This window comes from Cyanobium sp. WKJ7-Wakatipu (assembly GCF_024345355.1).
GTDB classification, from domain to species: Bacteria; Cyanobacteriota; Cyanobacteriia; order PCC-6307; family Cyanobiaceae; genus Cyanobium_A; species Cyanobium_A usitatum.
Window position 1 is genome coordinate 33,080 of sequence record NZ_JAGQAY010000011.1, and the last position, 25,478, is coordinate 58,557.

The 25,478-nt window shown below is 66.3% G+C and carries 24 protein-coding genes and 1 tRNA gene; 11 read left to right on the forward strand and 14 right to left on the reverse strand.

From position 1 onward, the window contains the following. The first annotated feature begins 32 nt into the window (after positions 1-32). From folD to KBY83_RS08305, 4 genes are all read left to right on the forward strand, one after another. Complete coding sequence (folD, locus tag KBY83_RS08290; protein ID WP_255019110.1) at positions 33-911, forward strand: bifunctional methylenetetrahydrofolate dehydrogenase/methenyltetrahydrofolate cyclohydrolase FolD; 879 nt, start codon at positions 33-35, stop codon at positions 909-911. Between the two features lie 225 nt (positions 912-1,136). Next, positions 1,137-2,039: a geranylgeranyl diphosphate synthase CrtE gene (gene crtE, locus KBY83_RS08295; protein ID WP_255019111.1), complete on the forward strand. Its 903-nt coding sequence runs from the start codon at positions 1,137-1,139 to the stop codon at positions 2,037-2,039. A gap of 7 nt (positions 2,040-2,046) precedes the next feature. Next, positions 2,047-2,556 (forward strand): divergent PAP2 family protein, encoded by a 510-nt coding sequence (locus KBY83_RS08300; RefSeq protein WP_255019112.1) that lies wholly within the window; start codon positions 2,047-2,049, stop codon positions 2,554-2,556. Beyond that, positions 2,549-4,000: an ATP-dependent RecD-like DNA helicase gene (locus tag KBY83_RS08305; protein ID WP_255019113.1), complete on the forward strand. Its 1,452-nt coding sequence runs from the start codon at positions 2,549-2,551 to the stop codon at positions 3,998-4,000. The genes KBY83_RS08300 and KBY83_RS08305 overlap by 8 nt, the downstream gene beginning before the upstream one ends. Positions 4,001-4,013: 13 nt before the next feature. On the opposite strand, the gene KBY83_RS08310 is transcribed toward KBY83_RS08305, so the two are convergent. The 7 genes from KBY83_RS08310 to KBY83_RS08340 form a co-directional block, all read right to left on the reverse strand. After that, positions 4,014-4,700, reverse strand: a complete 687-nt coding sequence (locus KBY83_RS08310; RefSeq protein WP_255019114.1) for a GAP family protein — start codon at positions 4,698-4,700, stop codon at positions 4,014-4,016. Further along, positions 4,697-5,317: a histidine phosphatase family protein gene (locus KBY83_RS08315; RefSeq protein WP_255019115.1), complete on the reverse strand. Its 621-nt coding sequence runs from the start codon at positions 5,315-5,317 to the stop codon at positions 4,697-4,699. The genes KBY83_RS08310 and KBY83_RS08315 overlap by 4 nt, the downstream gene beginning before the upstream one ends. A 1-nt stretch (position 5,318) precedes the next feature. Next, entirely contained in the window at positions 5,319-5,621 is a 303-nt protein-coding gene (locus KBY83_RS08320; RefSeq protein WP_254961377.1) for an acylphosphatase, read from the reverse strand. Further along, a complete protein-coding gene (locus KBY83_RS08325) occupies positions 5,570-7,057 on the reverse strand; it encodes a cobyrinate a,c-diamide synthase (RefSeq protein ID WP_255019116.1) in 1,488 nt (495 codons plus the stop codon). The genes KBY83_RS08320 and KBY83_RS08325 overlap by 52 nt, the downstream gene beginning before the upstream one ends. A 13-nt stretch (positions 7,058-7,070) precedes the next feature. Further along, complete coding sequence (locus KBY83_RS08330) at positions 7,071-8,366, reverse strand: glucose-6-phosphate dehydrogenase assembly protein OpcA (RefSeq protein ID WP_254961380.1); 1,296 nt, start codon at positions 8,364-8,366, stop codon at positions 7,071-7,073. 36 nt (positions 8,367-8,402) lie between these two features. Further along, positions 8,403-9,926: a glucose-6-phosphate dehydrogenase gene (zwf, locus tag KBY83_RS08335; protein ID WP_255019117.1), complete on the reverse strand. Its 1,524-nt coding sequence runs from the start codon at positions 9,924-9,926 to the stop codon at positions 8,403-8,405. A gap of 142 nt (positions 9,927-10,068) precedes the next feature. Beyond that, entirely contained in the window at positions 10,069-11,211 is a 1,143-nt protein-coding gene (locus KBY83_RS08340) for an FAD-binding oxidoreductase (protein ID WP_255019118.1), read from the reverse strand. Between the two features lie 239 nt (positions 11,212-11,450). On the opposite strand from KBY83_RS08340, the gene KBY83_RS08345 reads away from it, so the two are divergent. Then, positions 11,451-11,936: an SRPBCC family protein gene (locus KBY83_RS08345; RefSeq protein ID WP_255019143.1), complete on the forward strand. Its 486-nt coding sequence runs from the start codon at positions 11,451-11,453 to the stop codon at positions 11,934-11,936. Positions 11,937-11,991: 55 nt separating this feature from the next. On the opposite strand, the gene KBY83_RS08350 is transcribed toward KBY83_RS08345, so the two are convergent. Both KBY83_RS08350 and KBY83_RS08355 read right to left on the reverse strand, forming a co-directional pair. Further along, positions 11,992-12,064 (reverse strand) — tRNA-Glu (locus tag KBY83_RS08350). A gap of 89 nt (positions 12,065-12,153) precedes the next feature. Further along, complete coding sequence (locus KBY83_RS08355; RefSeq protein WP_255019119.1) at positions 12,154-13,341, reverse strand: histidine kinase; 1,188 nt, start codon at positions 13,339-13,341, stop codon at positions 12,154-12,156. Between the two features lie 89 nt (positions 13,342-13,430). Between KBY83_RS08355 and KBY83_RS08360 the strand changes: the two genes are divergently transcribed. The 3 genes from KBY83_RS08360 to pepN all read left to right on the forward strand — a co-directional run bounded on the left by KBY83_RS08360 (position 13,431) and on the right by pepN (position 17,169). After that, positions 13,431-13,991: a hypothetical protein gene (locus KBY83_RS08360; RefSeq protein ID WP_255019120.1), complete on the forward strand. Its 561-nt coding sequence runs from the start codon at positions 13,431-13,433 to the stop codon at positions 13,989-13,991. Beyond that, positions 13,991-14,311 carry a hypothetical protein gene (locus KBY83_RS08365; protein WP_255019121.1) on the forward strand — a complete coding sequence of 107 codons (321 nt, stop codon included), beginning with the start codon at positions 13,991-13,993 and terminating at the stop codon, positions 14,309-14,311. The genes KBY83_RS08360 and KBY83_RS08365 overlap by 1 nt, the downstream gene beginning before the upstream one ends. A 170-nt stretch (positions 14,312-14,481) precedes the next feature. Further along, the gene (gene pepN / locus KBY83_RS08370; RefSeq protein WP_255019122.1) at positions 14,482-17,169 is read left to right on the forward strand and encodes an aminopeptidase N; all 2,688 of its coding nucleotides are present in this window, start codon (positions 14,482-14,484) and stop codon (positions 17,167-17,169) included. Here pepN and KBY83_RS08375 read toward each other — a convergent pair whose 3' ends face one another. Both KBY83_RS08375 and KBY83_RS08380 read right to left on the reverse strand, forming a co-directional pair. After that, a complete protein-coding gene (locus KBY83_RS08375; RefSeq protein ID WP_396093702.1) occupies positions 17,170-18,318 on the reverse strand; it encodes a glycoside hydrolase family 10 protein in 1,149 nt (382 codons plus the stop codon). It lies immediately after the preceding gene. A gap of 95 nt (positions 18,319-18,413) precedes the next feature. Next, the gene (locus KBY83_RS08380; protein WP_254961387.1) at positions 18,414-19,421 is read right to left on the reverse strand and encodes a ribose-phosphate pyrophosphokinase; all 1,008 of its coding nucleotides are present in this window, start codon (positions 19,419-19,421) and stop codon (positions 18,414-18,416) included. Between the two features lie 68 nt (positions 19,422-19,489). Between KBY83_RS08380 and KBY83_RS08385 the strand changes: the two genes are divergently transcribed. Then, positions 19,490-19,993: a hypothetical protein gene (locus KBY83_RS08385; protein WP_255019123.1), complete on the forward strand. Its 504-nt coding sequence runs from the start codon at positions 19,490-19,492 to the stop codon at positions 19,991-19,993. Here KBY83_RS08385 and KBY83_RS08390 read toward each other — a convergent pair. Beyond that, a complete protein-coding gene (locus tag KBY83_RS08390) occupies positions 19,976-20,971 on the reverse strand; it encodes an LCP family protein (RefSeq protein WP_255019124.1) in 996 nt (331 codons plus the stop codon). The two genes, KBY83_RS08385 and KBY83_RS08390, sit on opposite strands and share 18 nt — an antisense overlap. A 91-nt stretch (positions 20,972-21,062) precedes the next feature. Here KBY83_RS08390 and KBY83_RS08395 point away from each other — a divergent pair, with 91 nt between their 5' ends. Beyond that, complete coding sequence (locus KBY83_RS08395; protein ID WP_254998461.1) at positions 21,063-22,259, forward strand: Coenzyme F420 hydrogenase/dehydrogenase, beta subunit C-terminal domain; 1,197 nt, start codon at positions 21,063-21,065, stop codon at positions 22,257-22,259. Then, on the forward strand, positions 22,256-23,782 hold the full coding sequence (gene malQ / locus KBY83_RS08400) for a 4-alpha-glucanotransferase (protein ID WP_255019125.1): 1,527 nt from the start codon (positions 22,256-22,258) through the stop codon (positions 23,780-23,782). Before KBY83_RS08395 ends, malQ begins: the two co-directional genes overlap by 4 nt. Here malQ and KBY83_RS08405 read toward each other — a convergent pair. Beyond that, the gene (locus KBY83_RS08405; RefSeq protein ID WP_241518359.1) at positions 23,746-24,558 is read right to left on the reverse strand and encodes a helix-turn-helix transcriptional regulator; all 813 of its coding nucleotides are present in this window, start codon (positions 24,556-24,558) and stop codon (positions 23,746-23,748) included. The genes malQ and KBY83_RS08405 overlap by 37 nt on opposite strands. Before the next feature lie 128 nt (positions 24,559-24,686). Beyond that, a complete protein-coding gene (locus tag KBY83_RS08410; RefSeq protein ID WP_106633066.1) occupies positions 24,687-25,418 on the reverse strand; it encodes a pseudouridine synthase in 732 nt (243 codons plus the stop codon). Between the last annotated feature and the right edge of the window lie 60 nt (positions 25,419-25,478).

Below are 25,478 nucleotides of genomic sequence, written 5' to 3' on the forward strand. Positions count from 1 at the left end.
CAAGCTGGGGAGGCGTGCTTGCTTTCTGCACCATGGCCACCCGTATGGACGGTCGCCAGCTGGCCGGTGAGATCGAACTCCGGTTGCAGGCGACGATCGCTGAGCGACTGGCAGCGGTGGGTCGCCCGCCTGGTTTGGCGGTGTTGCGGGTGGGCGACGACCCTGCCAGCGGCGTCTATGTAGCTAATAAGGAGAAGGCCTGCGCCCGGGTGGGCATCACCAGCCTCGGGGCCCACCTCGATGCTGGTTCCAGTGCGACCGAAGTGCTGGCCGCGGTGCAGCAGCTCAACGCCGATACCGCCTGCGACGGCATCCTGCTGCAGCTGCCCCTGCCTGCCGGCCTCGATGAGGGCCCGCTGCTGCTGGCGATCGACCCGGAGAAGGATGCCGACGGCCTGCACACCCTCAACCTGGGACGCCTGCTCAAGGGTGAGCCGGGGCCGCGTAGCTGCACCCCCGCTGGTGTGATGGCCCTGCTGGCCCGCCACGGCGTGGCTCTTTCCGGCCAGCGGGCCGTCGTGGTGGGCCGCAGCATCCTGGTGGGCCAGCCGATGGCGCTGATGCTCCAGGCCGCCGATGCCACCGTGAGCGTGGCCCACTCCCGCACCCCTGACCTTGCTGCCCTCACCCGCCAGGCCGACTTGCTGGTGGTGGCCGCCGGCCGGCCCCGCATGATCGGCTCCGAGCATGTCAAGCCTGGTGCCGTGGTGATTGATGTGGGCATCCACCGCACCGAAAGTGGCCTCTGCGGCGATGTGCGTTTCGAGGAGGTGGAGCCGATCGCCAGCGCCATCAGCCCCGTGCCCGGTGGCGTCGGCCCGATGACCGTCACCATGCTGCTGGTAAACACCGTGGTGGCCTGGTGCCGCCGGGCCGGCGTCGCCCACGACCTGGGCGATCTGGTGCCCTGAGCGGGGATTGGATGGTCCCTGGACTGATGAGGATCGAGGGGGTGAACAGGATGGGGGGGGTGATGTTCTGCTGCTGTCCCTAATTCTGTACAGGTTGTACGGAATCAAGGAGACCATCAAAATGGAAGCCAGCGCTCTCGGCTGCAACGTTGCGCGCTCTTGAGCCCCCTGCGCCACCCCGCCTGAGAGAATCCCGCTAGCACGGAGGCCCCTGGCCGAAGCTCCATGACCGCGGCGGACTCCAGCCCTTTTGACTTCGCCGCCTATCTGAAGGCGACCCGCCTGCGGGTGGAGGTGGCCCTTGATGGCTCCCTGGGGCCGGAGCGGCCCGAATCCCTGCGCGAGGCCATGCGTTATTCGCTGCTGGCTGGTGGCAAGCGGCTGCGGCCGATCCTCTGCCTGGCGGCCTGTGAGCTGGCAGGCGGCGACAGTGCCTTGGCCATGCCCACGGCGGTGGCGCTTGAGATGGTTCACACCATGTCGCTTATCCACGACGACCTGCCGGCGATGGACAACGACGATCTCCGCCGCGGCCGCCCCACCAATCACAAGGTGTATGGCGAAGCCAACGCCATCCTGGCCGGCGATGCCCTGCTCACCCGCGCCTTTGAGATGGTGGCGCTGCGCAGCCCAGGCGTGGAGGCCGAGCGATTGCTGGCGGTGGTGGGCGAGCTATCCCTGGCTTCCGGCGCCCCCGGCTTGGTGGGCGGTCAGGTGGTGGATCTGCAGTGTGAGGCCAAATCCGTCGATCTAGACACCCTCGAATACATCCACCTGCACAAAACCGGCGCCCTGCTGCGGGCCTGCGTGCTCACCGGCGCCCTGATCGCCGGTGCTTCCGAAGACCTGCTGGCCGCCCTGGGCACCTACGCCCGCGGCATTGGTTTGGCCTTTCAGATCATCGACGACATCCTTGATGTCACAGCCAGCAGTGAAGTGCTTGGCAAAACCGCCGGCAAGGATCTCACCGCCGACAAAACCACCTACCCCAAGCTGCTGGGCTTAGAGGAATCGCGCCAGCGGGCTGATGCCTTGGTGGTCGAGGCCAAGGCCGCCCTGGCTCCCTGGCACGGCAGTGCCGCGCCCTTGCTGGCCCTGGCCGACTACATCACCAGCCGCGACCGATGAGTAATTAATGAGTAACACCGTGCTGATAGGCGTCTTCGACAACGGCGTGCTCTGGTGGGGCCTGGCGGCCTGTGGCGTTGCCCAGCTCTCCAAGCTGGTGATTGAGTTGGTGGTGCATCGCCGCTGGAATCCTCGGGTGCTGGTGGAAACCGGTGGCATGCCTTCAAGCCACTCGGCCCTGCTCACAGGCACCACCGCAGCTCTGGGTTGGGTGCAGGGCTTTGAGGGGCCCCTGTTTGCCCTGGCGGCCGTCCTCTGCTTTGTGGTGCTCTACGACGCCTCTGGCGTGCGCCGCGCCGCTGGCCTCACCGCCGCCCGCGTCAATGAGATGGGTGACAACTCCATGGCCAGCGCTGCTTCCTCCCCGAAACCCCTCAAGGAAAATCTCGGCCACACCCGCCTTGAGGTGCTGATCGGTGCCCTGATCGGGCCACTGGTGGCCTTGCCTGGTCTGGTGCTGGCTGGCTCGCCGCTGCATCTGGCCCAGGGCCTGGGCTGGTTCACCGCGGTTGGTTGACCCCGCCGCGGCCCTAACTGCCGACCAGCAGGCCGCCGCCGCCGCCTTCGCCGATTGGCTGGTGGCGCCCGCAGATGGCACGCCGTTTGTGCTGAGCGGCTACGCCGGCACCGGCAAAACTTTCCTCTCGATGCGCTTTCTGGCCCAGGTGGAGGCCAGCGGCCTCTGCTGGACCGTGGTGGCCCCCACCCATAAAGCCGTGGGTGTGCTGCGCTCCTATCTGGCTGGGGCTGGCCTTTCGCCCACCTGGTTTCCTTCCACCATTCACCGCCTGCTGCGGCTGAAACTCAAGCGCCAGCGTGATATCGAGCGCTGCGAGGAAACGGAGCAAACCGCCGTCGCCCTCGAGCACCTGGGCCTGGTGCTGATCGATGAGGCCTCGATGGTGGACTCCACCCTGCTGGAGATCAGCTTGCGCTGTGCCCACCCTTTTCGCACCCGGCTGGTGTTTGTGGGCGATCCGGCTCAGTTGCCGCCGGTTGGTGAACCCGTGAGCCCGGTGTTCAGCCTGGGCCGGGCCAGCCGGGCCGAGCTGCGCCAGGTGGTTCGCCACCAGGGGCCGGTGCTGCGCCTGGCCTCGGGGTTGCGCCAGGGCGACCTGCCCTGCCGCCGCCCGCCGCCGCTGCCGCCGATCCGCAATGCCAGCGGTCAGGTGGCCCTGCTGGAGCGGCGTGAGTGGCTCGAGGCCGCCCAGGCAGCTCTGCGCCGCAGCGCCGAAACCGACAACCCCGACCTAGCCCGCATCCTCTGCTACACAAACCGCTCCCTCGAGCAGCTGGTGCCGATCGCCCGCCGCGCCCTGCACGGCGAAATGGCCGACCAGCTGCCGGTGCTGCCAGGTGAGGTGCTGATCACCCGCGCTGCCGTGATGGCCCCCGCTTGCCGCGAGGGCGAGGATGCCGCCGAGGAGCCCGACATGCTGCTGGGCTCCAACCGGGAGCTGGTGGTGCGCGATGTCATTCCCGAACGCTGCGATCTGGCCGACTTCGGCGTGCCTGATGCGCCGGTGATCGATACCCTCACCGCCCGGGTGGAGGCCGGCGATAGCCAGCTGAGCCTGCGGCTACTGCCGCCCCTGGGCTCGGCGGCCCGGATCGCCCTCGAGGCTGTGTTGGCCCGCCTACGCCAACAGGCCAAGGACGCCGGCAAGCAGGACGGCAAGGGTCTGTGGCGCCGTTTTTTCCTGGTGCGAGATGCCTTTGCTTCCCTCGGTCCGGCCGCCGTTCTCACCGTGCATCGCAGCCAGGGCAGCACTTTTTCCGAGGTGTTTGTGGATGGCGATGTCTTCTGGCCCAGCGACACCGTGCTGCGCCGCCAGCTGGTGTACGTGGCCGTGAGCCGGGCCAGCCAGGCGGTCACCCTCCAGGCCGGCGCGCCAGGTGGTGGCCCCAGCGCCCTCGCCGACCAGCAGCTCTGGAGCGATTGGTTGCAGGCGGATGGCTGATTGCGCTGGCCTCTCAGGCCAGCCGCAGGCCCTCGATGCCCTGCCAGCCCAGATACACCGCCAGGGCCACGCTCACCAGGCCCACCAGCAGGTCGCCCTTGGCGAACAGCCACTGCTTGCCCCGCTCCAGCAGGGGCAGCATGCGCTCTGGGCCGGCCAGCAGCAGGGCCAGCAGCGGCAGCAGCAGCAGGCTGGCGCTCACCAGACTGAATATCCCAGTGGCCAGCAGCTCCTGGCCGCGGCCGAGCCCCGCTGACAGCAGGCTGCTGGCGGACTTGGCAAACAGAAACAGATCGTCGGGGCTGGCCACCTGCAGGCCGGCACTGATGGCCAGCAGCAGCGGCAGGGGCATGGCCCAGAACTGATCGAGGCGGCGCGTCCAGCCCGGCGGCCCCGCACCCTCTTCATTTTTATTCAGCAGCTCCTTCACCCCCAGCCCCAGCAGGGCGCCAGCGGCCAGTAGGTCGAGGCCGGTGAGGTGGTCGCTGCCCTTGTCCATGCTCAGCAGCAGGCCGTGGCCCACCGTGAGCAGCAGGGTTATGGCCAGGGCGGCGGTGGCCAGCCAGGCAGCCACAAACAGCCCGCCCCGCTGCAGCGGCTTGGGGCCGAGCAGGAGCAGCAGCAGCAGGCCGATGTGCAGCGGCGAAAAGCCGATCGCCAAACCAAAAGCTGATAGCTCGCCGAGCAGGTTGGTACTCATGGTGGGGTCGTTACCTGGGCATTCCAGCGCACGACCGTGCGTCGTTCCCGCTCGTGGCCGAGCACCGATAGTGTGGCCGTATTCAGGTTGAACAGGGCCCCGCCTGCAGCCCCCAGCCCCAGCCAAGTGCCCGCCAGGCTGCGCAAGATATGGCCGTGGGCTACCAGGGCAACGGCGCCCAGCTCGGACTGGGAGGCCACCAGGGATTGGGCAAAGGCGATCACCCGCTGGCAGCGCTGCTCCACTTCCAGGCAGCTTTCACCGTCTGGGCAGCCATGGCTCCATACGGTCCAGTCGGGCACCTGGGCGCGGATCTCGGCGGTGCTGATGCCCTCGTAGCGGCCGTAGTCCCACTCCTGCAGGTCGGGGCAGATCTGGGCGCCCTCCCCCAGGCCCGCCAGCTCGGCGGTGCGCCGGGCCCGTTGCAGCGGACTCACCAGCACCGCCGCAAAGCGCTGGCTCGCCAGCCCTGGCGCTAGGGCCAGGGCCTGTGCCTCACCCTCCGGCAGTAGGGGCAGGTCGGTGAGGCCGGTGTGGCGCCCGTCGCGGGCCCAGCTGGTCATCCCATGGCGCAGCAGCCACAGTTCGAGCTGGGGAGGGGTGTTCAGCTGAGCCATTTCAGCGGCGCACTTCAAACCAGTCGGTGCCGGCGGCGGCCACCTGGCTGCTAGCCACGCTGTTCACCACCGCTTCAGCCGGGCCCTTCTCGCACCAAAGCCGCAGCTCGGTGAGCTCCTGCGGGCAGCCCTCAGCTTCTATCTCCACCGAACCATCGGAGCAGTTGCGCACCCAGCCGCTCAGGCCAAGATCTTGGGCCCGCAGCTTGCAGGCGGCCCGGTAGCCCACCCCATGCACTTGGCCGCGCACGATCAAACGCCAGCGTTCTTGCTGGATCTGGGGCCGGGGTTCGTGGGGCTGCACGAAGCGGCGCTCGTCGGCAGCGGCGCGGCGCGCGCGGCTGCGGCTGCCAGGCGTGAGGGAATCACCGGGCATCCAGCCCAGTGGAGGTGCAGCCAGCTGGCGTGCACGTTCGGCGCTGTCCATCCTTCGCTCCGGGTTGCGGTCCCCCAGCCGTCAAGCTGCCACAGCCCGTCGCCGGCCGCCACAGAGTTGTCGCAGTTGGATAGGGGCTCTAGTTGCCAGCGGTGAAATTCATGGCCGCAAAAGCTCTCACCCGGCCGCACCAGCAAGCCATTGGCCGTGGCGGTAGCCGTTCGATAGCCCAGGCTCAGGGCGCCTTTGCGGGCCTTGAAAGGCAGCACGCCCGCCATCGGCTGCAGCTGCCCCTCGCCATCGGCCAGCTGCTCGCCCAGCAGCAGCAGGCCGCCACATTCGGCCACCAGCGGCAGCCCCGCCGCCGCCGCCCGGGCCAGGTCGCCCAGGCTGCGCCGGCTCGCCGTTAGCTGGGCCGTGTGCAGCTCCGGGTAGCCCCCCGGCAGCAGCACCGCCCGGCAGCCATCGGGTAGGGGCTCATCGGCCAAGGGGCTCCAGGCCCGCGGCTCCAGCCCCACCGCCTCAAGCAGCTCGCCGGCCTCCGGATAGCGGAAATGGAAGGCCGCATCGCTAGCGATCGCCACCGGCAGGGGCTGGGAGCTATGTCGCAGCTGGGAGCTCTGCCGCAGGTGGGAGCTCTGCCGCAGGCACCAGTTGATGGGATTTTCCGCCCCTGGCTCGGCTGCTGGTGGGGCCAGCAGGGGCACCAGCTGCTTCAGGTCTAGGTGGCGGGTGGCCAGCTCGGCCCACTGCTCCTGGCGCTGCTCGAGGTCTTGCAGCTCCTCCGGCGGCAGCAGGCCCAAGTGACGTGAGGGCAGCTCCAGGCTGGGGTGGTGCGGCAGCACCCCCAGCAGCGGCACCTCGATGCTGGCCAGGGCTTCCGCCAGCAGGGCGTGGTGGCGCTCGCTGCCCACCCGGTTGAGCACCACCCCGGCCAGCTGCACCGCTGGTGGGCCATGGTCGCGGAAGCCCCGCACCAGCGCCGCCAGGGAGCCCGCCTGCCGCGACGCTTCAACCACAAACACCACCGGCAGACCGAGCTGGGCCGCCACCGCCGCCGAGCTGCCCTCACTGCTGGGGCCGCGGCCATCGAACAGGCCCATCACCCCCTCCACCAGAGCCAGGTCGGCCCGGCTGCCGTGCCAGCTAAAGCAGCGCTCCAGCCACTCGGGCCCGCACAGCAGGGGATCGAGGTTGCGGCAGGTGTGGCCGCTCACCCGGCTGAGCAGCTGGGGATCGAGGTAGTCGGGCCCCACCTTGAAGGGCTGCAAACCCAGGCCCTGCGCCCGGGCCCAGGCCGCCAGGCACAGCGACAGCAGGGTCTTGCCGCTACCGCTGCTGGGCGCGGCGATCAGACAGGCCATTCAGGGGAGGCTCTCAGGGCAGCAGTTTGGCCGCGAGTGGCGCGGCGGCGGCCAGCAGGGGGTTGGTGGAGTCGTGGCCACCGGAGAGCAGGCGGGCCATCTCCATCTCCTCGCTTTCATTGGGCAGGGGCACCACCTCCTCAGCCAGTTCCATGCTCGCCATGCCGCCCGATTCGAGCCGCATGCAGCCGCCCGATTCGGAGCAGAGGATCACGCATAGCGGTGAGCCCTGGCTGCTTTGGCAGATCAGCCGCAGCCCCACCATGGCGCCGGGGTGGGTTTTGGGTACGCCCACTGGCACTGGCATCTGGCGGAAGCGCACGGTCTGGCCGTCGGTGCGCTCGAATTCGGCGCCGATGCCATCGCCCACCCCATCGCCATCCACCGCATAGGTGGAGATCAGGTGCCAGCCCAGCCGGTCGGCCAGCCAGGCCGCCAACAGCAAACCCTTTACCGGGTTGCTGCCCTCCACGTCGAGGTCGAGCTGCACCACGTGGTTGAGGGCATCACGCCGGGAGGGTGGATCAAACACCATCGCCAGGGATTCGCGCCAGCTGCGCAGCCGCAGCCAGTTGAGGTCGTTGATCGGCTGGCCCGCATCGATCCGGTCCACCAGTAGGTCGAGGCAGCGGCGAGGATCCCCCAGCGACGAATCCACCACCAGGCGCCGGGCGCCGGTGGCTAGAGCCGCCATCACATCAGGGGCCTCATCGAGGCTGCTGTTCCACCACACCCAGCAGGGCAGGTCTGGGGCGATCAGGGGTTGGACCAGATCGAGGTTCTGGCGCAGGGCACCGGTGCCGCCCCTGAGCACCACCACGTCGCCGCAAGCGGAGCCGCCAGCGCCCTCCTCCGGCAGGGGGCAGTAGGCGGCCACAAGGGTTTCTAAGGGCTGACCGCCGTCGAGGGTGGGGGCCAGGGTGATCAGCCGCCGGGGCATGTGGGCGCTGATCGCCCCTTCCACAAACTGGCCGCGCTGGTCTTCGGCGTGGTGATTGCCGCCCAGCTGGCCGATCGCCCAGGCCAGCTTGGGATCCATCGGTGCCGTGCTCAGGGGCAAGCCACAGCTCACCGCAGCGGCTCGGGCCGCCTCTAGCACCGTTTCATTGAGCAGGCCCGTGATTGGTCCATCTAGCCGGCCGCAGCGCACCAGCTGCTGCTCCAGCCAGGAGCCCTCCCACACCACCAGGGTGAAGGTGGCGGCGCCGGGGGGGCTGCCCAATTCCTGATTCCAGAGGCGCTCCAGGTAGCCGGGCACCTGGTCGGGGGGTAGGGCGAGGGGGGCCTGGAGGGTGAGCTGGGTCGACATGGGGGCAGACTCGCGGTGGGGTCAGGGCAAGAGAAATCAGGGGCGACGCCAGGCCAGGCCGTCTTCGGCCAGCAGGTTGTCGGCGGCGGCAGGACCCCAGGTGCGGGCCTCGTAGGGGTACACGGGCAGCTGGGAGGGGGCGTCCTCGATCAGTTCCAGCAGCGGTGTGTAGAGACGCCAGGCGGCCTCCACCTCGTCACTGCGGGTGTAAAGGGTGGGGTCGCCCAGCATGGCGTCAGCCAGCAGGCGCACGTAGCCCTCGTCGCTGGGTTCACCGAAGCTGTCGTCGTAGGAGAAGGCCATATCCACCGGCCGGCTGCGCATGCCGGAGCCGGGGGCCTTCACCTCAAATTTGAATTCAGCGCCCTCATCTGGCTGAATGCGCAGGATCAGCTGGTTGGGGGTGGGCGCGCCGCCAGCGGCATCAAACAGGTGCACGGGCGCCTCGCGGAAGGTGAGCACCACCTCGGAGAGCCGCTTGGGTAGGCGCTTGCCGGTGCGCAGGTAGAAGGGCACGCCCTGCCAGCGCCAGTTGTTGATGAACAGCTTCATCGCCACGTAGGTCTCCGTGGTGCTTTCCGGGTTCACCCCCGGCTCATGGCGGTAGCCGGCGATTGGTCGGGTGCTGGATCCCCCTGGCCCGTATTGGCCCCGCACGCAACACTTCCAGGGCTCATCTTCATTGGCTAGGCGCGCCGCCTGCAGCACCTTGGCCTTCTCGTTGCGCATCGACTCGGGGTCGAAGCGTCCCGGTGCCTCCATCGTTGTGAGGGCCAGCATCTGGGTGAGGTGGTTCTGCACCATGTCGCGCAGGGCGCCCGAGCTTTCGTAGTAGCCGGCACGCTCCTCCACGCCCACGGTTTCGGCCGCCGTGATCTGCACGCTGGAGATGTAATTGCGGTTCCAGATCGGCTCAAAGATCGAGTTGGCGAAGCGCATCACCAGGATGTTCTGAACCGTCTCCTTGCCCAGGTAGTGGTCGATCCGGAAGATCTGGTTTTCCTGGGCGCAGGTCTGCACCACCCGGTTGAGTTCCTGGGCGCTGCCGTAGTCGCGGCCGAAGGGCTTCTCGATCACCACCCGGCTGCGGCTCGGGTCGCTCAGCAGCCCGGCGGCGGCCAGGGAGCGGCAGCCACTGCCGTAGAAGTTGGGCGATACGGAGAGGTAGAAGGTGCGGTTGCCGCGGGTGGCCCGCAGCCGGTCGATGCCCTCTAGCCGTTGGCCCAGCCGCACCACCGAAGGGGGATCCTCCAGATCCACCGGCTCGTAAAACAGCCCGGCGGCAAATTGCTCCCAGGCCACCCGGTGCTCAGCCACCTCTGAGGCCATGGCCTCCGCCATCTTGCCGCGGAATTCCTCATCGCTCCAGGGGCGGCGGGCGCAGCCCAGCACCGCAAATTCACTGGGCAGGCGGCGCTGGCGAAACAACTCAAACAGCGCCGGCACCAGCTTGCGATGGGTGAGGTCGCCACTGGCCCCAAAAATCACCAGGCATTGGGGCGGGATAACCCGCTCCTGGCGGAGTCCTACCCGCAGTGGATTGGTGAGCACAGAGCCCATGAGTGATTGTCTGGTGCCCATGGTTTAACCGGCCTAGCGCCGTCGCCCACCGCTTGGCCCACTTTGTGATGGTTTTTGTGTGGGATTCGCCAAAAAAAAGCCCGCCTTGGGGGCGGGCAGGAGAAGCGAATTGGGCTCGAACTCAATAGGTTTCGACGTGCCAGCGGTCGGCTTTTTTGAGCTGGGGACGCAACTCGGCCCAGTTCAAACCCTTGGCAGTGGCGGCGGCGGTCATCGCCTCGTCGATGCCGGGCTCCATGCCCCGCAGACCGCACATGTAGACGTGAGTCTTGGGATTCTCGATCCAGGAGAAGATCTCCTCGGCGTTCTCGCTGACGCGGTCTTGGATGTACATGCGGCCGCCGTTGGCGTTTTGCTGCTCGCGGCTGATCGCCTTGGTGTAGCGGAAGTTTTCGGGAAACTCGCTGACGTAGCGATTGAAGTCGTCGTCGTAAAGGAGGTTGGGGGTGGTGGGCACGCCCATCAACAGCCAGGCCTTACCGCGGAATTGCCAGCCGTTTTTCTCCCGCTCGGAGGGCTCAAACATGCGGCGCAGGTAGGTGCGCATTGGCGCGATACCCGTGCCGGTGGCCAGCATGATCACGTTGGCTTCCTCGTCTTCAGGAAGCAGCATCTCCTTGCCCACCGGGCCGGTGATCTTCACCTTGGCGCCGGGTTCGATGTCGCAGAGGAAGGTGGAGCAGACGCCGTTGATCGTCTCGCCGTCCTTCTCGTATTGCAGCTGGCGCACGCATAGCGACACCGTGTTGCCCTCCAGGTTGTCGCCGTGGCGGGTGCTGGCGATTGAGTAAAGGCGCAGCTTGTTGGGCTTGCCGTTGGCATCGGTGCCGTCGGGAATGATGCCGATGCTCTGGCCTTCGACGTAGTGCAGCTGGGGGTCACCACCGGAGAGGTCGAAGGTGATGTGATTCACCCGGCCGATAGCCCCTTCCGCCAGCAGGCTGTAGTTGTCGGTCACCGTGCCGACGAACGGATCCTTCGGCTTGTAGAGGTTGACGGGAACGTTGGCGTGGGACACGGCAGCGGGTTTAGAAGGAGCGGCGTTTGCTTTGGGGGCGGGGGCTGGGCTGGCGCCATCGTCTGCGAGAACGGCACTAATGCGACCGCCTGTCTGAGAGATTAATTGCATCAGGCCCTGGAGTTGGCCGAATGGCACGGTGAAGCGGCGCTCAGCCAGACGCTGGCGTCTCACTCCTAAGGCTTCCACCACAACGGTGAACATCCGGTTGTCGGACTGGTTGGCGCGACCGGTGGAAACACGCATGCAGACTCAGTCCCACAAAAACGCGTTGATCATAGGGAACACGGCCGCAGCGAATTCCCGGCAGACACCGCTAGGTTTGTGCCCCAGCACACTTACGCCGTGCGTCCTTGGCGCAGCTTCTTGCCCGATCAGGTCTGTCCGGCCAGCTGGCTGAGCCAGATTTGTTGTCGAATGGGCCTGCGGATTTGACCAATTCCGCCCCAACCGCCATTTGCAGCCTCGACACCATCCAGCAGGATATGGAGCGTCTGCCCCAGGGCACCAGGCGCCTGGCGGTGCAGTTGCGCCTACCGCTTGATCCCAGCTGGATCTGGTCCGTGCTCACCGATTACGCCAATCTCAACAGCTTTATTCCCAACCTGGCCTCCTCCCGCCAGCTTTGGCGCCGCGGCAATCGGGTGGGTTTGGAGCAGGTGGGCACCCAGCAGTTCTGTGGGCTGCGTTTCAGCGCCAAGGTGGAGCTCGAGATTGAGGAAGATCTCGAGGCAGGCGAGCTGCGCTTTTGCATGTGCCGAGGTGATTTCCGCCGCTTTGAAGGCTGTTGGCAGATCGGCCGCACTGGTGAAACCACCCACCTGCTCTATGAGCTCACGGTGCAGGGCCGGCCCGGCATGCCGATTGGCTTGATCGAACAGCGTCTGCGCGAAGACCTGGCCAACAACCTGCGCGGAGTGCAGCGAGAGGCGGAACGGCGCGCCGCCCAATCCTGTTTAAACAGGAGTTGAATTAACCAACCTTTCTCTTTTGCCCGATGGGGCCAAAAGCAGTTGGATTTGTGTATACCCCCAAGGGGATTCGAACCCCTGTCGCCTCCGTGAAAGGGAGGTGTCCTAGGCCTCTAGACGATGGGGGCGAGGCCACAACGCTGTAGGGCGTTGATGTATTGGAAGCTACGGGGCAGGGGGACCCTTCGTCAAGGAGAGCAGCGCTTCAGGCCTGTTATCAGTGGGGGGCGCCGCGACGATCAGGCCCCCTTGGCGTCAGGGCGGGTTGGACCTGGCCGCTCCAGACCGGCACGCTGACGTGGAAGCAAGCACCCTCGCCGGGTTCCGACACAACCCAGATGCGCCCCCCGTGCACCTCGGCGATGCGGCGGCAAACCGACAGGCCCACGCCGTAGCCCGAGGTGGTGCTGGAGGTTTGGGGCAGGCGCACCCGATCCAGAAAAATCCGTTCCTGCTCACTTTTAGGTATCCCCGGACCGGTGTCGCAAAAGCTCACCTGCACCCACTGGTCGGTGCGGTGCAGCAGGGTCAGGTGCACCCGGCCCCGGTCCGGGGTGAACTTGAGGGCGTTTTCCAGCAGGTTCAGCAATACCTGGCGCATGCGGCGCTGGTCGGCGAACACATCTGGCAGGTCGGCGGGGATGTCGGTGATCAGCTCTAGGTCGCGGCCGATCCAGAGTTTTTCCAGCTCCAGGATCGCCTCGGCGGCCACCTTGCCCAGCGCCAGGCGCTGGGGATTAAAGAGGGCCTCCCAGCGGGTTGTACCCACCTCCAGCAGGTCCTTGGAGAGTTCGTGGATGTCGTCGAGGCGGCGGGTGAGTACGTCGCGGAAGCGGGTCTCGTCGATCTGGCCGAGGGTGTGGCTCTGAAGGGCGAGCTTGGCAGCCGTCAGCGGCGTGCGCAGCTCATGGGCCACCATCCGCAGTAGGCGCTCCTGCACCCCAAGGCGCTCGATCAGGGTTTCGTTTTCCTGGCGCAGCACCAGCAGCTGGTCTTCCAACTGCAGCTCGCGCTTGGTGCGGCTGCCATCAATTTCAGCGGGCCGCAGGCTCATGCCCAGGCTCGTAACCACCTCCATCTGCTGCCAGCGCGGCAGCCAGCTGCGCAGCTTCTGGGTGATGGCATTGCCGGCGATCACCTGCTTGGGCAGGGGGTCGAGCTTCACCAAGGCCGGGGTGGCCACCAGCCGGTGCAGCTCCAGCAGCTGGGGTTGGTGGCCCGGATCGGCGATCTCCAGGCTCACCTTGAAAGCGCACTCCTCGCTTTTGAGGAACTGGATCAGGTTGCGTAGGTCCTGGCTGGCCAGGTGGTAGCTGGTGGCGACAAGCAGCAGCTTCAGTTCGGGGCGTTCGGTCGCTCCGTCGTTGGCGACCTGGGCGGCCGTGGTGGGGTGATCGGCTCTCACGTTGCCAACCCTATGGGGATTTGGCCAGAGCAGCTCGATTTCGCTATGACTAAATAAACCAATGCCGTGCGCCCTAGGGCCGGGATGTCATGAGCATGCCTTCAAATTCCAGTCCGGTGGCGCCGCGCCCCAGGATTCAGCTCGACAGCAATACAAGGCGCTGGTTTGCCCGCAACCTGGGCCTGTGGCGCTCGCGCCGGCTGTACTTCTTTGACGATGGTGAGGCGCTGCGGGTCGACATGATGCTGCGGGTGGAGATATTCAGTGAGCCGGTGGAGGGTGATGCGGCTTATCGCTTCACTTGGTGGCCCGAGCAGGAGTTCGAATTCTTCGACAAAAAGCCCCGCTACGTGCCCACTGGCACCATGGAGGCCACTCTCTGCGGTCACCAGCTCAGCCGCAGCTCCGGCTACTTGAGCGGCGCTCCCACCAAAAGTCAGATCCGCCAGGTGGATGAGCACGAGCTGATTTTTGAATCCCACTATCAGGAGTGGGACATCCTTGAGCACACTCGCCTGGTCGACCAGGACCGCTACCGCTCCCGTTCGATCTACTCCTGGAAGAACGGCGCCCTGGATGTGGCCGAAACCCACCATGAGATCCGGGTTGAAGAAGCGGGGGCGCCCATCCCGCACGACGCCCTGCCTTGATGCAGCAGCATGTAGTCAGCAATTTTTCTTTTCCGGTGTTCGTGATGCCCCGTAGTTTTCTGGCTCCCCTGCTAGTGCTTCCCCTGCTGCTGGTCCCGGCAGCAGCCCTGGCAGCTCCAGCCACTGAGGCGGAAATGAACCTCTACACCCGGATTGCAGCCGTAAACGTTTGCATTGCCCGGGGGGCAGGGGTGCCCTTCGATAAAGCGGTGGGCATTGCTGGCGAAACCATCGCCCAGCTGATTCAGGGCCAGCACGATGGCGTGATCAGCCAGGTGGGAGCTAAGCCGCTCAGCATCGACGACCTGCGCAAGGGATAGATCAACTCGGCTGTCCTCGGTGCCGCTGAGATCTGCCCCAAGGAGGTGCCAGCAGATGTGATGGCCAAGGTGCAGGACGCCATCAAGCAGTCGCCCGATGCCAAGCCAGCAGTGAAGCCCGCCACCCCTAAGCCCGCCACCCCTAAGCCCGCCACCACTAAGTAATTCCCATGCCTCTCGTGCGCCTCGCCGATTACCGTCCGGCGCCGTATCTGCTTGAGCGCACCGATCTGACGGTGCAGCTCCACTCCGGCCACACCGAGGTGCTGGCCCAGCTGGCCTTCTTGCCCAATCCGCTGGCCCAGCCGGGACCGTTGGTGCTCCAGGGCGTCGACTTGGAGCTACTGGAATTGCGGCTGGATGGCGAGCTCCTGCCGGCTGAGGCCTTTGAGCTCAGCGCCGACCAGCTGGTGATCACCCAGCCTCCCGCTGGAGTTTTTCAGCTGCAGAGCCGGGTGCGCATCCACCCGGAAACCAACAGCACCCTTGAAGGGCTCTACGCCAGTGGCGGGCTGTTCACGACCCAGTGCGAACCAGAGGGATTCCGGCGCATCACCTTTCACCCCGACCGCCCCGATCTGCTCAGTCGCTTTCAGGTGCGGATCGAAGCCGATCGGGCCAGCTGTCCGGTGCTGCTCTCCAATGGCAACTGCCTAGAAAGCGGCCCTTTGCCCTCCGATCCGGGCAGTGGAGCTGAGAGTGGGGCTGAGCGCCACTTCGCTGTTTGGGACGACCCTTTCCCCAAACCCTCCTATTTGTTTGCTCTGGTGGCTGGCCAGCTTGAGGAGGTGAAAGACAGCTTCACCACCGCCAGCGGCCGCGCCGTGGCCCTGCGCATCCACGTGGAACCCGGCGATGCGCCTTACACCGCCCACGCCATGGCGTCCCTGAAACGCTCGATGGCCTGGGATGAGCAGCGCTATGGCCTCGAATACGACCTCGATGAGTTCAACATCGTGGCGGTGCGTCACTTCAATATGGGCGCGATGGAGAATAAAAGCCTCAATATCTTTAATTCCAAGCTGGTGCTAGCTGACGCCGAAACCGCTACTGATGGCGAGCTTGAGCGGATCGAGAGCGTGATTGCCCACGAGTATTTCCACAACTGGACAGGCAATCGCATCACCTGCCGCGACTGGTTCCAGCTGTCGCTCAAAGAAGGTCTAACCGTGTTTCGCGACCAGAGCTTCACGGAAGACATGCACGGTGCGGCATTGAATCGCATCGAAAATGTTTCGATGTTGCGTAATAGCCAGTTTCGTGAAGATGCTGGCCCCACTGCCCATCCCGTGCAGCCTGATGCCTATCAGGCGATCGACAACTTCTACACCACCACGATCTACGAAAAGGGATCGGAACTTATTCGTATGTTGCACACCCTGCTGGGTGAGGAGGCGTTTATGCGGGGGATGGCGCTCTATGTGAGCCGCCACGACGGCACCGCCGCCACCTGCGAAGACTTCGTGCAGGCGATGCAGGATGCCGCCCCCGTGCCGCCGCCCTTTGATTTCGCCCAATTTCGCCGTTGGTATCACCAGGCCGGCACGCCGCGGCTGCACATCCAGCGCCACTGGGATGGCGAAACGGGCGTGCTCGAGCTGCAGGTGCAACAACACACCCCAACGACACCCGGCCAGAGCGACAAGCAGCCGCTGGTGATTCCCCTGGCCCTGGGGCTGCTGGCTCAGGGCGGCGAATCTCTCCCCGTGCGACTCGAGAGAGAACCAGACCCAGCCCGGCTAGCTGGCGATGGCACCCGCCTGCTGGTGATCGACCAGCCCCAGCAGAACCTGCGCTTGGTGGGACTCCCTCGCCAGCACCATCCCCCGGCCCTTTCTCTACTGCGCCATTTTTCAGCGCCGGTGATCTTGGAAATGGGCCGGCCCACCGCCGAGCTGGTGCACCTGCTGGCTTCCGATAGCGATCCTTTTGCCCGCTGGGATGCGGGCCAGGTGCTGCTGCGCCAAGCCGTGCTGGCCCGCGCCGCAGGCGGCACCGATGGCCTGCTGGAAGAGGAGCTGATCGATGCCTTCGGCCGGATCCTGGCCGATCCCTCCCTATCCGAGGCCAGCCGCAGCGTGTTGCTGGCCCTGCCAGGTTTGCCCGAGCTCGAAGATGCCGCCGTTGCCGTTGGCGCTGAGCCCGATCCGCCGGCCCTGTTTGCGGCGCTGCTTGCCCTGCAGCAGCGTTTTGGTGCGGCCTTGGCCGTGCCCCTGAGCGCTGCCCTGGAGCGCTGCACGCCCCAGTGGAGCCTGGCTTGGCCCGCTGGTAACGGCGATCGCCTGCTTACGGGCACCGTGTGGAGCTGGCGGGTGGCCGCCGGTGATGCGCAGGTTGCGGCGGCCGCAGCGGCGGCGGTGCAAGGCCCCTCGATGACCCTGGCCCGCGCTGGCCTAAGGGCCCTGCAGTGCCATCCGATCTCTGAGCGCCAGCAGGCAGTGGAAGCTTTTTACCAACGCTGGCAGCACAAGCCGGTGATCCTTGATGCCTGGTTTGCCCTAGAAGCATCTGCGCCCTTTGCCGATGGCCTGGAGCGGGTGGCTCGCCTGCTGGAACATCCCCGCTTTGATCCCGCGGCGCCCAATTCGGTGCGGGCCGTGCTCGGGGGGCTCGCCGGTAATACGGCGGTTTTCCATGCCGCCGATGGTTCCGGCTACCGCTTCATGGCAGCTCGCATCGCCGATCTCGACCAGCGCAACCCGATCACGGCCTCGCGCCTGGCCAAGGTGTTTAGCCGCTGGCAGAGTTACGGACCAGTCCGTTCAGCCGCGATGCACGTAGCCCTCGAGCAGCTGGCGGCAGCATCTCTCTCCCCAAACACCGGTGAGGTCGTTAGTCAGTGCTTGGGCGCTGAATAGTCAGTGCCGCTGCGGCAGAGCTACCGGTGGAGGGGGCATGGGCGACGCCTTGAGGCTCTGGTGCAGCTGGCGAAAGGCAGCTTGGCGGTAGGCAGCCCCCTCAGGCCCGGCGTGCAAACCCCAAAGGCCCTCCCAATAGAAATAGATCACTCCATGGCCCCGCTGCAGGGATAGCTGGGCTTTCTGGGCCAGGGTCGCCATGGTTGGGGTGCGGCCACCGAAGCCCGCCAGGATGCCGATCTCCACAGGCATGCCCCAGCTGCGCGCCTTCACCAGAGCGGGTTGGTTGAGGTCCTTTTCGAAGCCCTTCACCGAGTGGGCGTAGTTCTGCACTACGAGGTCGTCGATCAGCTCGCCCAAGGACCAAAGCTCCCAGTCCTGCAGCCAGTGGTTGTAAGCAAAGCGGAAGGGGCCCGGCGAGAGGCTGATCACCGTGCCAGAGGGCTTTAGCTGGCCCCGCAGCTCCCGCAGCAGGGCGGTGAGCTGCTGACGCCGCCAGCGCATCCAGGCCCGATCCGTGTGGTTGGTTGACGGCTCCCGGCCCGTGGCCGCCCGGAATAGTTCGCGGCTGTAGGGGTCGTAGCCCAGCTCCACCGGCCATGCGAAGTGGTCGTCGAGCTGGATGCCATCGACGCTGCAGCGCTGCACGATTTCGCCGATCAGGCCAAGAAAGCGCTGCCGCACCCCCGGGTGGGCGGGGTTGAGCCACACCATTGGTTTGCCGTGCATGACCATCTCAGTGCTGCCATCCCGGCGCTGCAGCACCCAATCGGGGTTTTGGCGCACCACGGCAGCGTCGGCCGGCTCCATCAGGCCGTACTCAAACCAGGGGATCACCTGCAGGCCGCGGCGGTGGGCGGCCTTGGTGAAGCGGCAGATCGGATCGAGGTTGGGGTTGGCCTTCTCCAGGGCCGGCTCCATCGGCGCATGGCGGGAGCGGTGGAAGGTGGTGCCCCGGCTCCACACGTTGGGATAGAGGGTGTTGAAGCCCGCTTCTGCCAGCTCCTGCACCGCCCGATCGATGCGGGCGGGGTCGTAGTAGAGGGGGCTGGGGCTATTGGTGAGCCACACGCCGATGCGCCGGGGCGGAGCTGGCTGAGTTTGGGCCAGCAGTGGAGCGTTGGCAGCCCAAGGCAGGGTGAGCAAAATGCTCGCCGCAGCTGGCAAAAAAGCCTTTAAGCGGGCAAAACGACGCAACTTCACCGGAATTGGTTTCAGCGGATTAGCCCTCAGCGGATCTGCCCTCAGCGGAACATTGAGCTCACCGAGCTCTCCTCGTGGATGCGCCAGATCGCTTCGCCGAGCATCTTGGCCACCGAGAGCACTTGCAGCTGGGGGAAGCGGTCTTCATCGCGGCGGGGAATGCTGTTGGTGACAAGCACCTCCTCGAACAACCCAGGCTCCGACATCCGCTCGATTGCCGGTGGGGAAAACACCGCATGGCTGGCGCAGGCCAGCACCCGGGTTGCCCCCCGCTGCCGCAGCAGCCGGGCACCGGCACAGATCGTGCCGCCGGTGTCGATCATGTCGTCGATCAGGATTGCGGTCTTGCCCACCACATCGCCAATCACGGTGAGGCTTTCGGCCACGTTGTGACCTGAGCGACGCTTGTCGATGATCGCCAGGGGAGCGTCATTCATCTGCTTGGCGAAGGCCCGGGCCCGCGCTACCCCGCCCACGTCCGGGGACACCACCACCACTTCGCAGAGGTCGCGGGTGCGCAAATAGTCGACCAGCACCGGCGAGCCATAGATGTGGTCGCAGGGGATGTCGAAATAGCCCTGGATCTGGGCGGAGTGCAGGTCCATGGCAAGCACCCGATCCACCCCTGATTTAGCCAGCAGGTTGGCAACTAGTTTGGCGGTGATCGATTCCCGTCCGGCGGTCTTGCGGTCGGCGCGGGCGTAACCGTAGTAAGGGATCACGGCGGTGATCTGCCGGGCCGAGGCCCGCTTGCAGGCATCCACCATGATCAGCAGCTCCATCAGGTGATCGTTCACCGGGGCGCAGGTGGGCTGGATCAGGAAGACATCGCAGCCCCGGATCGACTCCTGAATCTGGATGTAAAGCTCGCCGTCTGCGAAGCGTTTGATCACCCTCGGCCCATCTGGCACTCCCAGATAGGTGCCAATTTCCTGAGCCAGGGCTTGGTTGGCGGTGCCACTAAACAACCTCAGTCGCCGGGTGTCGTGATTCGACTGGCTCGCGCTGCCCTGGGGTGCCACGCGATCAGCGGTCAGAAAACTGGTCACGGCGGCCGCTAACGCGTCGGCTGAAACCTGATGGTAGAAGCGAGCCCGCCCACCTAGTACAAAAATCCATGACTCTTTCCCTGTCTGGTCGGCAACGCCCCTTGGTGCTGGTGGGAGCTGGTGCAGCGGCTGCGGTGGCGGCACTGCAAGCAGAGGCGGGGCCACCGCTGGCCTTGGCCCTGGGCCTGCCCTGGGGCAACCCGCTCGCAATTGAGCAACCGCCCCAATCGCTGGCCTCCCTGGCTGAGCAGGGACCAGGCCTGGTGCCCTTGCCGCTTGATCCCGGCCTGATGTTGCAGGGATTCGGCCACTGGGCCGAGGCCCTTGGGGCCTGGCGCCAGCCGGTGCTGCTGCTGCTGACGTCCGAGCAGCTGCAGACGGGCCTGCCGGCTGCGATGGCGGCCCTGCTGGCCCAGTGGCAAGTGCCCTTGGCCGGGCTGGTGCAGGCCGGTGGCCCCTGGCAGCCAGACCTGCGCCGCGGCGATGGCCTGCCCTGGTTGGGAACCCTGGAGGAGCCTTTTGACCTGGCCCCTGCTTTGGCCCTGCGATGGGAGCTATTGCTGAGCCGTTGAGGTAGTCGCTGCCGGCCAGAGGGGCTCAGGGGCGCTGCTGCTGATCTCGCGCAGGCTCAGTTTGGTGCTCCGGCTGTTGTTGGGTTCCTGTTCCTGTTCGGGTGCCGGTGCCAGGGGCAGGCTGGTGAATTGCACGCTCTCGGCCTGATCTAGGCCAGCCGCCAGCAGGCTCAGGGTTTCTGGCTGGCTCAAGTTGGTGACAACCCCCTGGTTGTTGAGTGATTTGAGCAAATTTGCAAGTTGGCCCAGCTGTTCCGGCATGGCCAGCTCCCGCAGCAGGCTGCGCACCACCAGCTGCTGGTTGTCCTGGCGACTCTCCTCAGGCCGGTCTGGATCGCGGTAGCGCACCAGTTGCTCCACCTGGTTGCCCTTGAGCCGTTGCAGCCCGCCCTGAAGGTTGATGCTGAAGCGCTGGCTCTTGTCCTTGTAGCGAAGAGCCAGGGTGGGATTGGCGGCGATGCTGCCGAGGCCATCCACCAGGCTGCGCAGGTTGGAGCGGCCCAGCACCAAAAAGCGCGCTGGCTGGCCCGAGTCGAGGCCTACCAGGTTGCCCACCGCATCAGCGGTGAGGGCTACGCCGCCGATGCGATAGAGGCTGCCGAGACTCTGGGGGCGTTTCTGGCCCGGTAGTTGCACGGCCAGGTTGGGCGGCAGGCTGAGCACCTGCAGGGGCCCCTGGGGATTAACCCGCACCAGCAGCAGGGCATCGGCGTTGGCTGCCCCACGGGGAGCGGCCTTGTTGAGCGGATCCCCGGGACGCTCGCTGTCGAGGCCGATCACCAGCAGGGTGATGCTGCGGCTAGGGGGCTTGGCCAGGTCGGCTGGCGTCAGCTGCTGCAGCGGTTCTGTGGCACGGTCGCCTATGGGCCAGAGCACACCGATCAGACCCGCGCCCATGGCAATGCCTACGGCTACCGCACCCAGCCGCAACAGGGTGGCTCCCCGGCGGGGTTGGCTTGGGGCGGAACGTCGGGCCATAGGGGCTTGTCGGCAAACCACTTTGGCCCAAGCCTCAACGCCTTGCACCCGATAGGTTGTGGCGGCGCAGATGCGATGGGGAAATCCGCTGATGGCTGCAAGTGCTCCCCATGAGCGCGCCCGGCCCCTGGCCAAGGGCAGCGTCTATCCAGCCAAAGATTTATGCAGCCAGTGCGGTCTGTGTGACAGCCGCTGGGTTGCTTACGTGAAAAACAGCTGCGCCTTTCTGGAGCAGCGCTTTGAGGCTATGGAGGCTGCGGCCCATGGCCGTAGCCGCGACCTCGACAACGAGGAGGAGCTTTATTTCGGGGTGCAGCAGCGCATGCTCACCGCCCGGCTCCAGCAACCGATCGAAGGGGCCCAGTGGACCGGGATCGTCAGCCGCATCGGTGTGCGGGCCCTGGAAACTGGCCTGGTCGATGCGGTGCTTTGCGTTGGCCAAAGCGAGGAGGATCGCTTCACGCCCGTGCCCCGCCTCGCCCGCACCCCGGAGGAGGTTCTCAGCGCCAGGGTGAATAAGCCCACCCTGTCCCCAAACCTGGAGGTGCTGGAGCAGCTGCCCGGCAGCGGCATCCGCAAGCTGCTGGCGATCGGTGTGGGCTGCCAGATCCAGGCCCTGCGGGCGGTGCAACCCACCCTGCCCCTCGACGAGCTCTACGTGCTGGGCTTGCCCTGCGTAGACAACGTCAGCCGAGCGGGCCTGCAGACGTTCCTCGACAGCACCGTCAGCTCGCCAGAGACGGTGGTGCACTACGAGTTCATGCAGGACTTCCGCATCCACTTCCGCCACAGCGACGGCCGCGAGGAAACGGTGCCCTTCTTTGGGTTGGACACACCCAAGCTCAAGGATGTATTTGCTCCGAGTTGTTTGAGCTGTTTCGACTACACCAACGCCGGCGCCGATCTGGTGGTGGGCTACATGGGCGCGAGCTTCGGCCGCCAATGGCTCACGGTGCGCAACCCCAGGGGCCAGCTGCTGCTGGATCTGGTGGAGGAGGAGCTTGACGTGGCCCCTGTTACCTCCAGTGGTGAGCGTTTTGCGGCGGTGCAGCAGGGCATCGAGGCCTACGACAAGGCCCTGAAGCTGCCCATGTGGCTGGCCAACCTGATTGGTTTGGTGGTGCAGCGGCTAGGGCCGAAGGGCCTGGAATATGGCCGCTTTTCGATCGACTCCCACTTCACCCGCAACGCTCTCTGGTTGCGGCGCAACCACCCAGAAAAGCTCGAAGCCCACATTCCAGCGTTTGCCAAGGCCATTATTAGTCGATATCGGCTGCCGGCCTCGTGAATCAGGCCCACCGCCATGCCGGGGTGCTGCTGCACCCCACCTCCCTGCCCGGTAAGGGTGGTTGCGGCAGCTTGGGCCAGGCTGCCCACGATTGGCTTGACCTCCTCGGTCGCCATCGCATTGGCGTTTGGCAACTGCTGCCCCTTGCTCCCCCCGACGGCACCGGTTCGCCCTACAGCTCCCCTAGCGGCTCGGCCCTCAACCCCTGGCTGCTGGATGGTGAGCGGTTGCGACAGGAGGGTTTCCTGGAGCCCCATGACTTAGAGGCCCTACCTGGAGCTGCGATGGCGGCCGGGCCGATGGATTTGTCTGTGGTTGCGGCCCGCAGTACGGCTCTGGGGGAGGCCCTGGCCCGCCGCTGGGGCGCCCAGCCGGCAGAGCAGCAACGGGCTTTTGCCCGCTGGCGGCGCGGCCAACGGCGCTGGTTGCCAGACCACGCCCTATTCATGGTGATCCGCCGGCTCCAAGGCGGCCAGCCCTGGTGGCAGTGGCCGGCGCCCCTGGCCCAGCGTCAGCGCCGCGCCCTAGCCCGAATTGCTACCGAGCGCGCCGACTGGCTGCTGCAGGAGCAGCTGCTTCAGTGGCAGCTGCAGCGCCAGTGGCAGCAGCTGCGCCGTCAAGCAAGCCAGGCCGGCGTGCAGCTGCTGGGAGACCTGCCGTTTTATGTGGCCCACGACAGCGCCGATGTCTGGGCCCACCGCTCCTTGTTCTCCCTGCGCTCCGATGGCTCGCTCACGGCCCAGAGCGGCGTGCCGCCCGACTACTTCTCGGCCACCGGCCAGCTCTGGGGCACCCCTGTTTATCGCTGGCCCAGACACCTGCTCAGCGGCTTTAGCTGGTGGCTGGCCCGCCTGCAGCGCCAATTCGAACTGTTTGACCAGCTGCGGCTCGATCACTTCCGCGCTCTGGAGTCTTTTTGGAGCGTGCCCGGTGATGCACTCACCGCCGAAAACGGAAGCTGGCGCTGGTTTCCAGGCTGGCCGCTGCTGGCCTTGCTCTGGCTGCGCCGCGGCAGGCACCTGCCCCTAATTGCTGAGGATCTTGGTGTGATCACCCCGGCGGTGGAGGCCCTGCGTGATGGCTTCGGTTTGCCAGGCATGAAGATCCTGCAGTTCGCCTTTGATGGCGACTCCACCAATCCCTACCTACCAGCCAACATCCGCGGTCGCCGCTGGGTGGTGTACACCGGCACCCACGACAACGCCACCAGCGTTGGCTGGTGGCAGAGCCTCGGTGACGACGCCCGTCAGCGGCTGGCCGAGGCGGTGGGTGCACCGATCACGGCGCCGGCCTGGCAGCTGCTGGAGCTGGCGCTGGCGAGCTCTGCCGACCTAGCGGTGGTGCCCCTTCAGGATCTGCTGGAGCTCGATGACCGGGCCCGCTTCAATACCCCAGGCACCAGCTCGGGCAACTGGACTTGGCGCCTGCAGCAGCCGGTGGCCAGCCTGGACGGTGCCCTGCAGGGCTATGGCGCCATGGCGGCGAGCTACGGCCGGGCTGCGTCTGCTGGTGAGCTGAACTGACCGGGCTGGCCCTTAACTGGCTGCAGGGGCGAGCCGTTCCAGCTCACTAGATCGCCGGCGCTGGGTGGAGGGTTGAGGCTTAGTCGGAAGCTGCCACTGAGGGGCAGGCTGATGCTGCCACTGCTGTTACGCAGGTTGGTGCGAACTCCGCTGGCGCTCTCCAGCGTGAGCTGGCTGGGCTGGCTTAATTGCAGCTCCAGCACTCCGGCCGCTGGAATTTGGCTTGGCTTTGCCCGCCGCAGTTGCCCAACCCCCTGGCCCCTGGCGGCCAGCTCCAGGGGGCGCAGCTCGGGATAAAGCTGCAGTAGGGCTTGATCAGGCCGCGGCGGTTTGGCCTGGTCAGCGGCAGGCAGGGGCGAAATCGGCCGTAGCGCCAGCAGCCCCCGGGCTGCCAGTTGCTGCTGCTGCAGGTTCACCGCGTAGATCAGTCCCAGGGTCAGCAGGCCGTAGAGCAGGGTGCCCTGCCAGGTGGTGAATACATCGATTGAGCCCGGCGTGAAACGACGCAGCAGGGGCTCTCGCTTTTGGCCCTGGAAACGGCGGTGTTGCTCGCTGCTGGGCAGCGCCGTTTCCAGGCTGCCCGGTGGCAGCTCTAGGTGTCGCTCGATCAGCGGCACCATGGTGCGCAGGTAGGTGGCTTCCGGTAGGCGGTCGCGCCAGCCTCGCTCTAGGGCCTCCAACACTGCCGCGCTGATGCGTGTTTGCAGGGCGAGGTCCCGCAGGCTCAGGCCCCGTTCCTCACGCCGCAGCCGCAGCCGCTGGCCTGCTGCCAGCAACGGATCAGCCGGAGCCTCGGCAGGCCCACTTGGGGCCGCTGATTGTCCAGGGCGCCACCAGCCACCAAAGCGCCACCAGCGGCCGGGGCGGCCTCGCGGGCGCTTTGGTGGCAGCGGGGTGGAGGGGCTCAGGGTGGGGGCGTGGAATTAAGCAGCTGCCATTCTTGGCGATCGAGGCGCCGCCAGCGACCTTCGGGCAATGCGCCCAGCTGCAGGGGGCCGATTGCCAGCCGCTGCAGATCGAGCACGGGGTGGCCAAGGGCCTCGGCGGTGCGCCGGATCTGACGGTTGCGTCCCTCCCCCATCCGCAGTTCGATTTCGGTTGCCTGGGGGCGCCTTTGAATCAGCATCAGCCCCACCGGTTGGCTGGCCTGGCCATCAAGGGGCACTCCGGCAGCCCAGCGCTCCAGCACCCGGTCCTCCGGTTGGCCCTTCACCCACACCCGGTAAGTCTTGCGGTGGCCGTAGCGGGGATGGGTGAGCCGCAGGGTCACCTCCCCCTGGTTGCTGAGCAGCAGGGCGCCGCGGCTGTTGGCATCGAGCCGGCCCACCGGGTGGAGTCCACTGCCGTGGCGCAGTTCGGCTGGCAGCAGGTCCAGCACGGTGGTTCGCCCCTCGGGATCGTGGCAGCTGCAAACCACTCCCACCGGTTTGTTGAGCAGCAGCAGTAGGGGCTGGGGCCGGGCCGCCAGGGGCTCTCCCCGCACGGTGATGCGATCGCGCTCGGGGTCGGCCCGATCGCCCAGCTGGGCCACGGCACCATTTACCTGCACCAGGCCTTGATTCAGCAGCTGTTCTGCCTGTCGACGGGAGCAGAGCCCGGCGTTGGCTATCAGTTTTTGCAGCCGTTCAGTGGCCATGCCACCCATGTTCGCCCTTAAAAAGAATGGTAGGTTTGCGAAACCAAAGAGTTTCGTAAA

What these genes read in the sequence shown, in the direction of transcription:
- folD (WP_255019110.1), top strand. Translation starts at nt 33, where the DNA reads ATGGCCACCCGTATGGACGGTCGCCAGCTGGCCGGTGAGATCGAACTC.
- crtE (WP_255019111.1), top strand. Translation starts at nt 1,137, where the DNA reads ATGACCGCGGCGGACTCCAGCCCTTTTGACTTCGCCGCCTATCTGAAG.
- KBY83_RS08300 (WP_255019112.1), top strand. Translation starts at nt 2,047, where the DNA reads ATGAGTAACACCGTGCTGATAGGCGTCTTCGACAACGGCGTGCTCTGG.
- KBY83_RS08310 (WP_255019114.1), bottom strand. Translation starts at nt 4,700, where the DNA reads ATGAGTACCAACCTGCTCGGCGAGCTATCAGCTTTTGGTTTGGCGATC.
- KBY83_RS08315 (WP_255019115.1), bottom strand. Translation starts at nt 5,317, where the DNA reads ATGGCTCAGCTGAACACCCCTCCCCAGCTCGAACTGTGGCTGCTGCGC.
- KBY83_RS08325 (WP_255019116.1), bottom strand. Translation starts at nt 7,057, where the DNA reads ATGGCCTGTCTGATCGCCGCGCCCAGCAGCGGTAGCGGCAAGACCCTG.
- KBY83_RS08330 (WP_254961380.1), bottom strand. Translation starts at nt 8,366, where the DNA reads ATGTCGACCCAGCTCACCCTCCAGGCCCCCCTCGCCCTACCCCCCGAC.
- zwf (WP_255019117.1), bottom strand. Translation starts at nt 9,926, where the DNA reads ATGGGCTCTGTGCTCACCAATCCACTGCGGGTAGGACTCCGCCAGGAG.
- KBY83_RS08340 (WP_255019118.1), bottom strand. Translation starts at nt 11,211, where the DNA reads ATGCGTGTTTCCACCGGTCGCGCCAACCAGTCCGACAACCGGATGTTC.
- KBY83_RS08345 (WP_255019143.1), top strand. Translation starts at nt 11,451, where the DNA reads ATGGAGCGTCTGCCCCAGGGCACCAGGCGCCTGGCGGTGCAGTTGCGC.
- KBY83_RS08360 (WP_255019120.1), top strand. Translation starts at nt 13,431, where the DNA reads ATGAGCATGCCTTCAAATTCCAGTCCGGTGGCGCCGCGCCCCAGGATT.
- KBY83_RS08365 (WP_255019121.1), top strand. Translation starts at nt 13,991, where the DNA reads ATGCAGCAGCATGTAGTCAGCAATTTTTCTTTTCCGGTGTTCGTGATG.
- pepN (WP_255019122.1), top strand. Translation starts at nt 14,482, where the DNA reads ATGCCTCTCGTGCGCCTCGCCGATTACCGTCCGGCGCCGTATCTGCTT.
- KBY83_RS08385 (WP_255019123.1), top strand. Translation starts at nt 19,490, where the DNA reads ATGACTCTTTCCCTGTCTGGTCGGCAACGCCCCTTGGTGCTGGTGGGA.
- KBY83_RS08390 (WP_255019124.1), bottom strand. Translation starts at nt 20,971, where the DNA reads ATGGCCCGACGTTCCGCCCCAAGCCAACCCCGCCGGGGAGCCACCCTG.
- KBY83_RS08395 (WP_254998461.1), top strand. Translation starts at nt 21,063, where the DNA reads ATGGCTGCAAGTGCTCCCCATGAGCGCGCCCGGCCCCTGGCCAAGGGC.
- KBY83_RS08410 (WP_106633066.1), bottom strand. Translation starts at nt 25,418, where the DNA reads ATGGCCACTGAACGGCTGCAAAAACTGATAGCCAACGCCGGGCTCTGC.